12 protein-coding genes and 1 pseudogene are annotated in these 13,756 nt (G+C 62.1%); 7 read left to right on the top strand and 6 right to left on the bottom strand.

Annotated elements, in window-relative coordinates; genetic code table 11:
- Nucleotides 1-141: 141 nt before the first annotated feature.
- Together LMH63_RS05995 and LMH63_RS05990 are read right to left on the bottom strand one after the other, a co-directional pair.
- Nucleotides 142-1,236: pseudogene (locus tag LMH63_RS05995) on the bottom strand (MFS transporter); the annotation flags it as partial.
- Between the two features lie 54 nt (nucleotides 1,237-1,290).
- A complete protein-coding gene (locus LMH63_RS05990; protein ID WP_109678203.1) occupies nucleotides 1,291-1,635 on the bottom strand; it encodes a DsrE/DsrF/TusD sulfur relay family protein in 345 nt (114 codons plus the stop codon).
- A 58-nt stretch (nucleotides 1,636-1,693) separates the two neighbouring features.
- On the opposite strand from LMH63_RS05990, the gene LMH63_RS05985 reads away from it, so the two are divergent.
- A complete protein-coding gene (locus tag LMH63_RS05985) occupies nucleotides 1,694-2,401 on the top strand; it encodes an ArsR/SmtB family transcription factor (protein WP_199225642.1) in 708 nt (235 codons plus the stop codon).
- A 140-nt stretch (nucleotides 2,402-2,541) separates the two neighbouring features.
- Nucleotides 2,542-2,799 carry an anti-sigma factor family protein gene (locus LMH63_RS19490; protein WP_109678207.1) on the top strand — a complete coding sequence of 86 codons (258 nt, stop codon included), beginning with the start codon at nucleotides 2,542-2,544 and terminating at the stop codon, nucleotides 2,797-2,799.
- A gap of 207 nt (nucleotides 2,800-3,006) precedes the next feature.
- On the opposite strand, the gene LMH63_RS05980 is transcribed toward LMH63_RS19490, so the two are convergent.
- On the bottom strand, nucleotides 3,007-3,336 hold the full coding sequence (locus tag LMH63_RS05980; RefSeq protein WP_146205196.1) for an efflux RND transporter permease subunit: 330 nt from the start codon (nucleotides 3,334-3,336) through the stop codon (nucleotides 3,007-3,009).
- A 1,031-nt stretch (nucleotides 3,337-4,367) separates the two neighbouring features.
- Here LMH63_RS05980 and LMH63_RS05975 point away from each other — a divergent pair.
- The gene (locus LMH63_RS05975) at nucleotides 4,368-5,594 is read left to right on the top strand and encodes an SAM-dependent methyltransferase (protein ID WP_109678211.1); all 1,227 of its coding nucleotides are present in this window, start codon (nucleotides 4,368-4,370) and stop codon (nucleotides 5,592-5,594) included.
- Between the two features lie 235 nt (nucleotides 5,595-5,829).
- Here LMH63_RS05975 and LMH63_RS05970 read toward each other — a convergent pair whose 3' ends face one another.
- Nucleotides 5,830-6,342 (bottom strand): Hsp20/alpha crystallin family protein, encoded by a 513-nt coding sequence (locus tag LMH63_RS05970; protein ID WP_109678213.1) that lies wholly within the window; start codon nucleotides 6,340-6,342, stop codon nucleotides 5,830-5,832.
- A 466-nt stretch (nucleotides 6,343-6,808) separates the two neighbouring features.
- Between LMH63_RS05970 and LMH63_RS05965 the strand changes: the two genes are divergently transcribed.
- Together LMH63_RS05965 and LMH63_RS05960 are read left to right on the top strand one after the other, a co-directional pair.
- The gene (locus tag LMH63_RS05965; RefSeq protein WP_109678215.1) at nucleotides 6,809-7,252 is read left to right on the top strand and encodes a universal stress protein; all 444 of its coding nucleotides are present in this window, start codon (nucleotides 6,809-6,811) and stop codon (nucleotides 7,250-7,252) included.
- 713 nt (nucleotides 7,253-7,965) lie between these two features.
- Nucleotides 7,966-8,469, top strand: a complete 504-nt coding sequence (locus tag LMH63_RS05960; RefSeq protein ID WP_146205197.1) for a hypothetical protein — start codon at nucleotides 7,966-7,968, stop codon at nucleotides 8,467-8,469.
- Between the two features lie 114 nt (nucleotides 8,470-8,583).
- Here LMH63_RS05960 and LMH63_RS19485 read toward each other — a convergent pair whose 3' ends face one another.
- Together LMH63_RS19485 and LMH63_RS05955 are read right to left on the bottom strand one after the other, a co-directional pair.
- Entirely contained in the window at nucleotides 8,584-9,240 is a 657-nt protein-coding gene (locus LMH63_RS19485; protein ID WP_373317933.1) for a helix-turn-helix domain-containing protein, read from the bottom strand.
- Nucleotides 9,241-10,285: 1,045 nt separating this feature from the next.
- A complete protein-coding gene (locus LMH63_RS05955) occupies nucleotides 10,286-11,590 on the bottom strand; it encodes an ATP-grasp domain-containing protein (protein WP_109678220.1) in 1,305 nt (434 codons plus the stop codon).
- Nucleotides 11,591-11,768: 178 nt separating this feature from the next.
- On the opposite strand from LMH63_RS05955, the gene LMH63_RS19375 reads away from it, so the two are divergent.
- Both LMH63_RS19375 and LMH63_RS05950 read left to right on the top strand, forming a co-directional pair.
- Nucleotides 11,769-11,897, top strand: a complete 129-nt coding sequence (locus LMH63_RS19375) for a hypothetical protein (RefSeq protein WP_255414627.1) — start codon at nucleotides 11,769-11,771, stop codon at nucleotides 11,895-11,897.
- Between the two features lie 488 nt (nucleotides 11,898-12,385).
- Entirely contained in the window at nucleotides 12,386-13,696 is a 1,311-nt protein-coding gene (locus LMH63_RS05950) for an acetate/propionate family kinase (protein WP_229332739.1), read from the top strand.
- The last annotated feature ends 60 nt before the right edge of the window (nucleotides 13,697-13,756 follow it).

Genomic DNA, 13,756 nt, shown 5'->3' with positions numbered 1-13,756 from the left:
CCTCGCCAGCCGCAATCGCTGACGGTCGTGGTTCTGCCGATGCACGACCGCTGCAGCAAGGATAGCTGCTCACCGGCGCGCGCCCGTGGCCGGCGACACATGCCGGCACACTACTGCTGCGAACCGGAGTCAGGTAGCGTCCCCGGAAGTGTGTAAAAGCCCCCCGGACATCAGCGATCCCAGCGCGACCAGTGAGAAGATGATGAGATCGTTCACGACCTGCACCTTGCCACGCTCCGCCTCCGTGTGAAGGCTTGCGAGAAGCGCGCTGCCGCCAACGAACAGGAAGTTCCAGCCGATGCCGAGCAGGACGAGCGCCACCCAGAAGTGCGCCATAGTCACCCCAAGGTTGGCGGCTCAGACCGATCCGGCCAGCAGGCCCGTCCCGGCCAGGAGCACGTGCGTAACGCCGATGCGCGCGATTAGGCTGCCGGTGACGAAGGAAGGCGCGAACATCCCGAGAACGTGCCACTGCATGATGGTCGCAACGTGCGACATACCGAACCCTTGCGCCCGCATTGCCAGAGGCGTTGCGGTCATGACTAGGATCATTACCGCATAGCCGACGGCGCCGGCGCGAACGGCCACAAGGAAAGCCGGTTGCGCTGCAATCCGGGGCATCGGACGCTGGAGGTCGCCGGGCCGCGGTTCACCGCTCCCGGGCACTCTGAGAAACGCCAGCAGCCCGATGGCCACGGTCGCCAGCAGGGCGATGACGAGGTATGGGCCACCTGACGGTACCGCCACGATCCAGTCCGCGGCCACGCTCGCGTTCCATGGGCCCAGAAAGGCCGCCACGACGCCCCCCGCCATGACGTAAGAGATGGCGCGGCTGCGAAAGGATGGGCTGGAGACATCCGCTGCGGCAAAGCGGTAGTACATGGCAAAGCCCTGGTAGAGCCCAAGCAGAAGGTTGCCGGCACAGAACAGCCAGAAAGCCTCCAGGACAATGGCCAGAAAGCTCACCAGACCGCCGGCCACACCGCCGAGGCTAACGCCCGTAATGAAGCCCGCCCGCCGCCCGACGCGCTTCATGTATAGCGAGGCGGGCAGGGTGGAGGCCACGGTGCCAATCATCATCATGGCGATCGGCAACGTGGCGAGTGCCGGGTTCGGAGTCAGCTGCTGGCCGACGACCCCGCTCAGCGTCATAACCGTGATGGAAGCGATCATGAAAAGCGTCTGGGCCGTCACCAGGATGCCCACGTTGATCTTCTCGAGGCGCGTCGCGGTCACTTACTTGCCCCCTGCCTTTGGCCTGAGACGGTGTCGTGCGCTTTCATTCCCGGCCTAGAACACGAGCACCTGGTCCGCTTGCACGGTGGCTTCAGCCAGCGCGTCCATGGTGCTTCGCTCGGCGCCCTTGACGGTTTCCTTGTCAGTCATGCCGCGGGCGTCCATGCAGGTGCCACACAGGAGTACCCGCCCTTTGGCAGTCACGCGGTGCACCATGCGTTCGGCGTTGTAGAAGCCCTCTGGTGTCTTCTGCCCTTGCTTAGCCCCTACAACCGCGTCGCCCATCAGGAAGACCGTCACATCCTCGCCACGCTTGATCAGCGCATGCGCCAGGCGCAGCCCGTTATAGAGCCTCTCGGTTCCGTAAGGAGGGTCGTTGATGATTATCAGGCTGGACATCGCATCCCCAGTTAGTATATTCAATTGAGCACTTGAATATTTAATCTAGGACCACTCGATGTCAAGTGAGCGTCAAGCGAATACGGCCGCGGCTGAAGGGGTGGACCAGTCCGGCTACCGGCAGCAGCTCTTCGACGTGCTCTCGCAGGTCGGTCGTGCTCTCGGCAACGGTAACCGGCTGGAGTTGCTGGAGCGTCTCGCGCAGGCGGAGGCGCCGGTGGAGGTGCTGGCCGAGACCACTGGCCTGTCCGTCGCCAATGCATCCCAGCATCTGCAGCACCTGCGCCGGGCTGGCCTGGTTACCGCGCGTCGTGAGGGGCGGCAGGTTATGTATCGGCTCACGGACACGCGCGTCGTTACGCTCATATCGCTCATGCGCGATATCGCCAAGACCAACCTCGCCGAGATGGAACGACTTGTTGGAAGGCTCTTCTCGGACGACAACGCCGATGGCGCCCTTCGGCCTATGTCCCGGCAAGGCCTTTGGGCGGCACTCGAGCGCGGCGAGGTTACCGTGCTGGATGTGCGACCGGAGCAGGAGTACCAGGCGGGACACCTGCCGAGCGCGATCAACATTCCGATCGACAGGCTTGAGCAGATGCTGGATCACCTGCCGAAGGATCAGGAGATCGTTGCGTACTGCCGGGGCCCCTATTGTGTTCTCTCCCATGCAGCCATCCAGGTGCTCAGGCGCAGAGGTTATCGCGTGCGGCGCCTTGAAGAAGGTTATCCCGAATGGAAAGCGGCGGGACTCCCGGTCGAGTAGATATGGCCCCGGATTCCGGGCACGGCGTGCTCTGCGGGTTCCACGGATCGATCACCAACCAAGCCAGCTGTTACAAGGGTCCAAGAAGCTGATTGTGTCACCGATCGCGGACAACAATCATTGCTGAACGGATAATCGCAATGCACGAGCGACGTCGGATCTGCGAGCAGGTGGTCAAAGGGCTCTTTGCCTATCTCGATGGAGAGTTGGACGAGGCAGCGTGCGTTGAGATCGGCCGCCATGTGAAAACGTGCCCGAGTTGCTATCGTCGATTGGCTTTCGAGAAACGTCTTCGCGCGAAGATCCGGCAATGTTCATCGCAAGATGCGCCGGAGCGGCTGTATCGTCGAGTGAAAAATGTTCTCGATAACAACCTAACGACGACTCAGAACGCGTAGGCCTTTGTCTCCGAGATCAGTACTGTGAATTGGCCTGCTCGACGATCAGTGCGGACGACCCCGGTGTCGTTATCACTGTTCGCTCTGTCCGGTTCCGCCAGGATCAACCAAGAGCACGTGCAATGCCGGCAGCACGAACACCACCAGTACCGTGCTGGTGAGCAGGCCAAAGATCACGGACACTGCCAGGGGTTGGATCGCGTCCGCCTATCTGCTGGTCTCCAGCAGGATCGGTAGCACTCCGGCGATGGTGGGTGACGAAAAGATAAAAATTGCGCGCAGGCGGTCGCGTCTAGCCTGGATGGCCGCTTGAGTGGCACCCAAGCCAAGCCGCCAGTGGATCTTGACGAATTGTACAAGCAGGATGGCGTCATTCGTCACGATGCCCGCGAGGGCGGCGGCAGCGATCAGCGACGGCGTTGACAGGTAGCAGCCGGTGAGGATGCGACCCCATACCGCACCCATGAATGCCAGGGGCATGGAGACCATCACAATTACCGGCTCCAGGTAGCATCGGAATTGACATGAGAGGATCATGAAGATCCCCACCAAAGCGGATAAGCAGTCCCCGAGCGATACCCGCCGGTTCCCGCCGAGCGCGCCACCTGTCCTTTTAACGCCACCTCCATGCCCGGATGCCGGTCGCAAAACGCCTCTAACCAGCACTCGCGAATGTCATTGACGATGTTCTGGCCAGCTGCTCTGGTTAGCGTCGACCTTGGCCTCCACAGTGACCGTGCGGCGGCCGTCGATGCGGGCTGATCCGCGCACACTCCCGCTGCTCGCTCGGTCGCGCCACCTCGCCCAACGGTACCCGTTCTCTATCGGGTAGCGTGATGGTCCGAGGAAAAAGATCGTCCAGGCCATCGCATCCCTCGGGCGGCGCGCGCACCAGGATCTCCACGTCCCGTGGGGAGATGCGTTGGGTCTCGGCGATCTCGTCGAGCCAGGGCGCGCGCAGCCGCCCCGCCAAGTCTTCGGCGGGGAGCCCCAGAGCATGGATTCCGGGTTCCAGCGTGAATCAACGCTGGTGCTTGCCCAGCCTCAGTATCTGTCGGCGACTAGAGGGAGAAACGCCAACCACGAACCCGTGAGCGGTTTCGCTCAGCAGGCGTGGAATTCCCAAAGCAAGTGCTCTCTGGTGACCTCTGCGGAAGCGCCCATAAGTCATGCGAAATACCAAGATAATCCGATCACTCTCATGTGCGGCCCGGCATGGGTATTTTCCTGGATTTCTACTCAATATCGGTTGACAACGAATCATTCATGAAACGAGTTATTCGGAGACGGCATTACGCCAGCTGTCATATTTTGCGCAGCGGGTTAATAATTTGGTTTGCAGCGCTGAACGGTCCCAAACCGGCCATCGACACGACGCGATTACTCCATTCAGCAAACGCTCGAGCAATAGATAAGTTGTGTCACAAAACCTGGAGCCCACTTGATTCTGGTCAACGCGTTCTTTGTTGCACCCCGTCATGCTCAAACAGTGATGGGGGCGACACCGCGTAAGGATGCGAGCCCACTGCAACTATCGCTCGCGACGTACGCGGGCCGGCGGAGGCAACATGCTCCAGCGCATCCTGAATGAAGACGTACGCGAAGGTTCCCTGCGCCTAATTTATCCGGACGGCGTCACCCGCCGCTTCGGGTCGGGCAGTCCCGAGGCGGTCCTGGAGGTGGCTGACCCGAAGGCCGTGCCCCGGGTGGTCAGCGATCCCGAGTTCATGCTCGGCCAGACCTACATGGAGGGTGGCTGGAGCACGCCCGACCTGCGTGCGCTGCTGGAGGTGCTGCTGCGCAACTTCGCCGGGCCGCGCAACCACCGCCGCAACCGCTTCGGCCGCTGGCTCACCCCGCTGCTGCGCCCACTGCAGCAGTGGAACCGGCGCGCGGCAAGCCGGCGCAACGTCGCCCATCACTACGATCTCGACGAGACCCTGTTCCGCCGCTTCCTCGACAGTGACCTTCAGTACTCCTGCGCCTACTGGCCGCGCCGCGAGCTCACCCTGGAGCAGGCGCAGGCGGCCAAGCGCGCCCATATCCGGCGCAAGCTCTGCCTGCGGCCCGGCCAGCGCGTGCTCGACATCGGCTGCGGCTGGGGCGGGCTTGCCATCGAGCTCGCCGAGCAGGCCGGGGCCCAGGTCGTCGGCCTCACCCTCTCCGGCGAGCAGGCCCGCGTCGCCCGCCAGCGGGTGCGCGAGCGCGGCCTGGAGGGTCAGGTGGAGATCCGCCTGGAGGACTACCGCGACGTGCCGGAAACCTTCGACCGCATCGTCAGCGTCGGCATGTTTGAGCACGTCGGCACGCGCTACTACGACACCTACTTCCGCTCGGTGCATGAGCATCTCGCTCCGGACGGCGTCGCCCTCATTCACACCATTGGCCGGGTGACGCCGCCGGGCGTGACCAACCCCTGGATCCGGCGCTACATCTTCCCCGGCGGCTACATTCCGGCGATGTCCGAGGTGATGGCGGCGGTGGAGCGCCAGCGCCTCGCCAGCGCGGATGTAGAGGTGCTGCGCCTGCACTACGCCTACACCCTGGCGGAGTGGTTCCGCCGCTTCCAGCGGGTGCGTGGTGCCGTGGCCGAGGAGAAGGGCGAGCGTTTTTGCCGCATGTGGGAGTTCTACCTCGCGGTGAGCGAGGCGGCCTTCCACTGGCGCGGCCTGGTGGTCTTCCAGCTCCAACTCGCCCACGAGCAGACGGCCATGCCCCTCACCCGGGATTACCTCTACCGCCCTCCGGTGTTGGGGCCAACAGTCGAGCCCTCCCGTACTGCTGCCAGCGCGTAGGGCAATGCATTACTTACCAGTCTGTATTCGGCTAACCCCGTTTCCGGAATGCTGAAATAGAGCCACACTTCGCTTGACGCATCGACGAGGGGCAGCGGGTGACGAAAGCCTCATAATACAGTCTACGAAGCTCGCACCGCTTCTCATTGTAGAATCGATGAAAAACGAAAGTACACAGTCCGCTAGTTAGCCACGGACTGTGCACTGGAGACCGCCCTACTTCGACACTCGACGCCTAATCAATCTTGATCCGGCGGCGACGCGAGGCGTTCACTTTAGGCAGCTTGAGCTCCAGGATTCCGTCTTTGAAACTCGCCTTAGCCTTATCGGCATTCACTGCGGCCGGCAATGGCACCGTGCGTGCAAACGCGCCACGACTGATCTCCTGGCGATAGTAGTCGCCCTCAGTATCCTCGCTCTCGGTAGCAGTCTCTCCCTTGATGGTTACAGCACCCTCCGTGACGGAAACATCAAGATCCTTCGCCTGCACACCGGGGATCTCGGCGCGAACGCGGATCTCCTCGTCGCCATCGACCACATCCACCCTTGGCGGCCTAACCCCCGACAAGCCGAGACGCTCGGAGAGGGCTCGCTCCCGGCGTAATGGATCCATCCAACCGCCCTCCATAAAGCTCCCGAACAGCCGTTCCATCTCTTCGAATGGGCTCAACGCCCGGGGGGCCGCCACCGCGGACTTGGACTCATCCGAAGTCGTATCACGGGCTGGCGTTTTCGATTTTTCAGCCATTTCCTATCCTCCAAGACAAATGCCAGATGAGCGTCAGCCGCCAAGGTGCCGAGCCATCCGAGGAGCCGACGCTTGAGTAGAGGTTACGAGCCTGCTGGCCGCTTGGGATTGATCGGTATCAATGGGACCTGCGTCGCTAAGGTGATGACGGTGGTCAATTGTCAAAAACTGGCTTCACGCAAGGCGTCGGCAGACTCTCCGTCTTGACGGGACTCGCAGGCTCGGCCCGCACCTCACGTGACCAAGACGTTGTCGCAGCAGCGCCCGCCCATGAACTTTCCTCCCATTGACGAACCGCCAGATATCGCACCGCTCCTGGCATCCGGCGGTCACGCTCGATCAGCGCGAAGAACACCTGCCTTGATCTGGGGCAGCCCGCCTCCCCCGAGGCAGTGCCATAGTTATCTAACGTCTTTGATCTCTCGAACGTTCACCCATATGGCATCCACGGCAGGGGGATTGCGCCATGTTTCGATCGATACTGGTGCCGGTTGACGGCTCGGAACACGCACGCAAGGCGTTGCTGATCGCGCAGCGGCTTATCGACCCGGCGACGGGAAAGATTCATCTCCTCAATGTCGCGGAGCCGCCGCCCGCAGATGACGTCATCGGGCGGGCCACCGGTGCCTCGCCGATGCACATGCGGCCTGAGGATTATGAGAATGTCGCCCGGGAGCTACTGTGTGGCGAACGCGATCGCGCCGGGCTACCCGAGGACGTCGCCGAGATCGTCGTTCGTACGGGCCAGCCGGCGAAGGCCATACTCGCGGAGGCTGACCGCCTCGGTGTCGACGCCGTCGTCATGGGCAGCCGCGGCATGAGCGACTGGAAGGGGCTGATGATGGGGAGCGTTTCACACAAGGTGTCGCATCTGGCGAACTGCACCGTGCTCACGGTCCATTCAGGCTAGGCTCTTGAGGTGGTGGACACACCATCGTGGGGACGGGCGACAACCGCCGTTCCGTCCGTCTATACAGCCGTCGTCGTAGTGGGCCTCTCCGGTCAAGAGGACGCGCGCGCCCCCTGACCTCGACAGAAGCGTCCCGACACCTGGTCAGCAACCTTGTGCGGCTCCGGCACCGCGGCCACTCCGCACCACCGGGCGCTTGAGTTCCGGCCGGTTGGTCTTAGCGCTGCTCCGGGACGGCCGATGCCACGGCCGTCTAGGAACCTCGCTGGAGCTCGAGCTCAGTCGGTTATCAGTGACGCCCAACGACAGGCAGTCAGCCTGGCGCGGGCGACCGCATCAGCAAGAAGGCCCCACGGCGAGATCTCATCCGCACATGGGATCGGTGCCGTCCATCGGACTTATCCCTCTTTCACCGGAGCGTTGATATTCGTCAACCGAGTCGCGATATGAGGTCGTTTAATATGCGTTGGTGACAGGATCAGAACCGAATGTTGAGGAGTCGAAATCATCTCGAACCAAAGGCGATCAGGCCATGAGCGACTGGTTGCGCCGCGATACCCTGATCAGGACGTGCCTGAGACTTTTGAGAAACAGTTTACCGCAATATTCGGAGAGACTCCGAATCTAGTGGCACCCGGAACTCTAGCTAGCAAACACACCCGAGCGCGTACACGCTGCGGAAATAGCCACAAGACAGCAAAGGGAGCCCCACAATGACACAATCGAATTACGGCAACGCCGCCGAAATTTTCCAACGGTGGTTCACCGTGAACGAGGAATTCCTGAACGCTTCTATTCATGCGCTGGAAGAGCTGGGGAAGGATCCGTCGCATTTGGACGACACCTATCGTAAAGAGCTGCAGAACGCCCGCGAAGCCGTCAGGAAGACCCTTGAGCTGGAACGGGAAGCGATCGATACGATTGAGTCGGACTCAGGATGCACGCTTCCCCTAAACGGACTAACGGAACTCACCGGTTCGATGGCCCGTAGCGGTATCGACCTGAGGGCCCGACTCTGGGAGGCTTGGTTCGATCAGGCCGAGAGCCTCGGAAGCAGCCTATCCCGCAGCCTTCAGGTACTCAGCACCTTCGCGCTCCCGCCATCCATTGACAAAACGATGCACAACGGGCCCGCACAGGGAGATCTCAGCGCGCAGACGTCACCGGCGAGTGGTCGACAAGGTCAACAGAACACGTCAGCACCAGCCGCACGCTGAGTGGCAACGCCCAGCGTTAACCCGGCCGGCGTCGCCGCGAGTTAGCGGACAAGCCGCAGACATCAATGGTCCGCTCTCAGGACAGGCGCCGGCCCCTTTTTCCGGTAGGGCCCGCTATCTTTGCTGGCGGGCTCCATCGGGAGCTGCTGAAGATCGCGCTGCCGCTTCCCGCGCCTCCCCTCCCACCAGGCGACGTAGCGCCTCGGGGCGACGGAGTACGATCGTGCGCCCGCTACTCGAAATCCAGCCACTACGTTCGAAACGGCGCAGAACCCGGCTCGTCGTCTCCGCTGCCAACCCTGCGCAACTGCCCAGTTCAGCTCGCGACATCGGCAACCGCAACTCGTCGGGAGCAGTTCGCCGCGACGGGAGTCGCCTCCGAAGATCGATCAGCATGAAAGCCAGACGTCGATCTGCTGAATGCCCGGTCATGGCCTCCCACAATCTCTCCTCACGAGCGATTGTACTGCTCAGGAGGCGCAGCAGCTGACGCTGAAGCGCCGGAACCTCATGCGCAAGCTCCGAGAGTCGTTCGAAGGGCAGAACACAAATGCTTGTCAGCTGCAACGCCTCTGCGCTGAATGGGTGGTACCCGCGCGCGAGGCCAGAAAGTCCCAGAAACTCTCCAGGCAGATGGAAAGCTGCGACCTGCTGCTCCCCGGCCGCCGTAATCCGGTAGCTCTTCATGGCACCGGAGTTGACGGCGTAGATCGCCTGACAGGGTGTACCCGCGCGATAGAGAATGGCCCTGCGGCGCGGGAGGCAATGCACCGGCCGCACCAAACTGTTCAGCTTGAGCAGGCTGTCGTCATCGAGCGCGGGTGGAGGGTAAAGCAAAGCAAGATCATTGCCGAGAGGCGCCGTTTTTGGGCCATACCTGATATTAGCGTTCGTAGAAGCCCCCACTTTATCTGCGTTCCCGTTCACTTTTCCCCCTTGCGCGGACCCCGTATGAGAACGGCTTAGCCGTTTACTCTGAGAAGCACAATCCGCTAAAAAGCCACCTAATATGGCGCTGCCACCCCGCAACCCCCATTTCAAACTTCTTCCGACACACAATCAAAGTTCTTTCATGAGTTTGCTGCGCAAAGTTCGTCTGTCAGCTGACCAAATCCTGGTTTAACCGATATCAATAGCCAGAGATTATGGTCTCCCGCATGCGGCGAACACAAGGAAGCACTCGTGCACATAGCGCGACGAAAAACAACACGCTGTGAATGAATACCACATTACGACTGTATGATAATTGACGATGATCAGTGCGTAACGTGACAAACGCAGGCAGCGTAACGGCAAAGCGATAAACACCGCAGCGGGCAGTTTTCCAGAGCGCTTGGTATGTCGTCCCCGCTGCACCCGCCGCTAGCAGGAGGAGCTGATCATGGTCTTGACCAACCAGTTACGATCCCGCACCGCCGCGTCTGAGTCTCTGCACAGTTGTGAGGTAGCGGCGCTGACGCACAATCCCGGCTTCCGCGGATGCCAGATTGAGCCGGCCTGGGACGGCTCCGGCGACTACGTGCTATGGGCCTGGACCAGTCCGACCCGCAGCCGGAAGCCGGGGCCGGGGAGGCGGCTGCTCGTCCACGAGGATGGTGCAGCACTACGCTTCCCAAACCCGGTTAAGGCGCATGCCCACGCTGTCAAATGTGGGTTCTGTCCCGACGAGATCAGCATTCGATGGCCGCCTGACGCCCCATGACCACGCCGCTTGACGCATCAAGTCGGGCTTTAGCAGGTCCGCGCTGCTGCCGAAGCGGTTGCAGCATTGGAAGACGCACACCTTGGTGGCGAGCCCAGGAAGCCGGTCAGTGACTCAAGCGCTGGCGCGCTGCCCGACCGGATCGATTTCGAACGGCAGCAGCGACTCGCAGATCCGCAGCCGTTCGCCCAGCTGTGCCTCGTCCCCGGCACCGGTGAACACGACGCCAAGCTCATAGGAGTATTCGTCCTGATGCAGCAACTCGGATAGCTGCATGCCGGGGCGAACGTTGATCTCCACCACGGTGCCCGGGAATCGGCGTTCCACACGCGCGATGTCCTCCGGCGACGGCACGCTCCGCACGATGCCGTCCGCAAAAACCCGCATCATGTGCTTTGCTGCCACCGCATAGCGCCCACGCCGATGCGGCATGCGCGGTTTTAGACCGAGCGCCACATCGACCATCACCTGAAGGTGTGGTGCTCCATCCACCAGTAGAAAGATCGCGCTGTGCGAGCGGGACAGGCGCGCATTCACCTCAAGCAGCCAGATCCGGTCGCTGCGACCGTCATAGTAAAACTCGATATTGAACGGGGCGTCGTCATAGCCGATGTGCTCGATAAAGCGCCGTGCGCAAGAGATCATCCTGTGCTGGACGGCATCCGGCAGGGACGAGGGATAGACGTAACGTGAGAGCACCGAGCGGTGCCGTTGGTCACGCACGGTGTCAATGACACCGTAGACGTGTACCTCCCCGCGAAGCACGTAGCCTTCCAGCGTGCACTGCCGCCCGGCGGAGATCAGCCCCTCAAGAATACAGTGGTGGCCGGTCACCAATCGTATTTCTTCGGGCAAACGGGCGAGACTCGCGATCTGCGTGAAGGGCTCAGCCAGACGTCCTATGCCCTCACGGATTCTGGGCAAGACGGCAGTCAGCGTCTCGGGATCATCTACACGAAAACCGAGCTGTGACGAATGCCCCTTTACCGGTTTGATCCAGAAGGGGTACCCGAGCTGAACCTGGCTGACTGGATCGTCGCCGAAAGGGTCGAGGACCTGGAAGGGCGGGACACAGCCCGACACCGAACGCGCCTGCTCGAGCCGACTCCAGTACTTGTGCTCGCATTTCAGCACCGCCTCCAAGCTTGGCCCGCGTAGCCCGAAGCGCTGCCGGATCAACGGCATCAGCGCGCTGGTCGGGAAGTCCCAGTAACCAACGACGGCATCAACCCGCGCCGGGAAGACCTCGAGCTCGGCGACAGCGTCATCGAGCAGCTTGTCAACATCGTACTGCTCGGCGTGAACGGCTTCCTCAAGCGGCAACAACGGGTGGAACGCGTATTCCTCGGCGTGCTGCAACGCCGGGAGCAATCTCTCGCCAAGTTCATCGAAGCCGAGGACGAATACGTTCCATGCCATGGCGGCTTCCTCACGTTGAGGTGGGGCCTGTGCACTCCCGTAACGCAGCTAGTGCAGTCCGAGGACCCACGGCAGGCGGCAGCGCACCGCGTTTGTACGAAGTCGATACGAGTTTACGTATTCGGTGCCAGGCAGAGTTGATCGGCGTCATCCCTCAGAGCGTCGGTGCTCAGGGGGCATGATCCTGATGCTCTTCGCCATGGAAACGCTCGAAGCCGCTCAAGTCATCTTCACGCAAAAGACTGGCACCCTGATGGAGAACCGGAGGATGCTGCAGCGGCTGGTCACCGCGGGCGGCAATCACTGACTGGCTGGCAGGGAAGAACAAGCATCCAGGACCGGCGAACCCGCGCCGGAGGCGCCCGACCGGATCGCCGCAGCGGACGCGCTCGCGCGCCGCCTCGTAAAGATCGGCATGCTCTGCAGCGACGCCGCACTCGCCAAGGAACAGTGAGGATGGCCAGCCCCGCGTCGATCCGACCGAGCTCGCAGTCCGTGAGAGACCTTGATCTTGCGCAACAACGCCCGGCGGAGAATGGACTTACCCTGTAGGTATGGTCCCGCCGCCGGGATAGAGTGCGAGCGGGACCCCGATTTCGGGTACCGCGTGCTCAAGCGGTTCTCGTCTCTGATGTCCGAGCGCCTCGAGGCTGCACGCCTCAAGATGATGGAGGAATGGAATCCGCCAGGTTTCCCGTGAACCGCCTCATTGGAAAGAAGGCCTGACCACAGCAAGGCCGCATCTTTGCACGTGCCCGCCGAGTGCGGCTTGTGCCATGTCGAGGATTGAAGATCATGACGGCTGATTGCGTGCCCGGCGGATGCGCGGAGCACCCTGATTCCGAGGCGAGCGCAAGGCGCAATGAAGGCATGAGTACCAACATCGGGGCGAGGACTATCCTCGCTCTCAACGCAGGCTCCTCCAGCATCAAATGCGCGGTCTTCTCACAAGGAGGCGACGGCGAAGACCTCATGCGTTTGCTCGAGGTCGACGTTACCGGTCTCCCTGACGCGCCATCATGCCTTGCGGTAAACGGCGACGGCGCACGCCTGGCGGGCCCGCAATTCGGCGCGCATGAGATTGACCCCGAGACAATCCTCGAGCGTTTGCTCGATTGGCTAGCGGAGTACGCCGCCGATTTCGGCGGCATTTCGGCCGTCGGACATCGTGTCGTTCACGGGGGGATGCATTTTAGTGGCCCCGTGGCTATCGATGCCGAGGTCCTCGCACGCCTGGCCGCGCTCGAGCCCCTGGCCCCAAAACACCAGCCTCACAATCTCATGCCGGCAAAGCGCCTCTACGCGTCCCGACCGGAGCTCCTGCAGGTAGCCTGCTTCGATACCGCCTTTCACCGCACCCAGCCCCCCGTTGCCCAGTGGTATGCGCTCCCGCGGCGGTATCGGGACGAGGGAATAATCCGCTATGGATTCCACGGGCTTTCCTACGAATACATCGCGCGCGTCCTTCCCGGTTACGACGCGGCCGCCGCCCGTGGGCGCACCATTGTCGCGCACCTTGGTCATGGCGCGAGCCTTTGCGCGTTGCAGGCGGGGCGCAGCGTGGCGACAACGATGGGCTTTACCACTCTGGATGGCCTTCCCATGGGTCGGCGCAGCGGCGCCCTGGATCCCGGTATCGTGCTCCACCTTATAGGCAGCCTCGGCTTTTCGGTCGAAGAGGTAGAGGACCTTCTCAACCACCAAAGCGGCATCTATGGGGTCTCCGGGGTCAGCGACAATATGCGTGAGCTGCTGAACAGCGATAGCCCGGCAGCGCGCGAGGCCATTGATCTGTTCGTCTACCGGGCAGTGCGAGAAATCGGCTCGCTGACCGCCGCGCTCGGCGGGCTCGACGCGCTGATATTCACCGCCGGCGTCGGTGAGCATGCACCGGAGATTCGCAGGCGTATCGCCGAGGGCCTAACCTGGCTCGGCCTGCGCCTGGAGCCAAGGGCTAATGAGCGCAATGATGCTGCGATTACAACTCCGGACAGCGCCGTGCGCGGGTGGGTAATACCCACGGATGAGGAACGCATGCTCGCGGAGCACACGCTTGCCATTTACCAGGAGCAGGCGCGCCATGGCCATACCGAGGCAGCGACCTAGGGGAACGCTCCCTCGAACCGCCCCCTAGCCATTATCCGCCGTAGCGGAAAGCGGATGCTG

The organism is Spiribacter halobius (assembly GCF_020883455.1).
GTDB lineage: Bacteria > Pseudomonadota > Gammaproteobacteria > Nitrococcales > Nitrococcaceae > Sediminicurvatus > Sediminicurvatus halobius.
The sequence above is the reverse complement of the archived record's forward strand: the minus strand, read 5'-3'. Positions and strand labels throughout refer to the sequence as shown.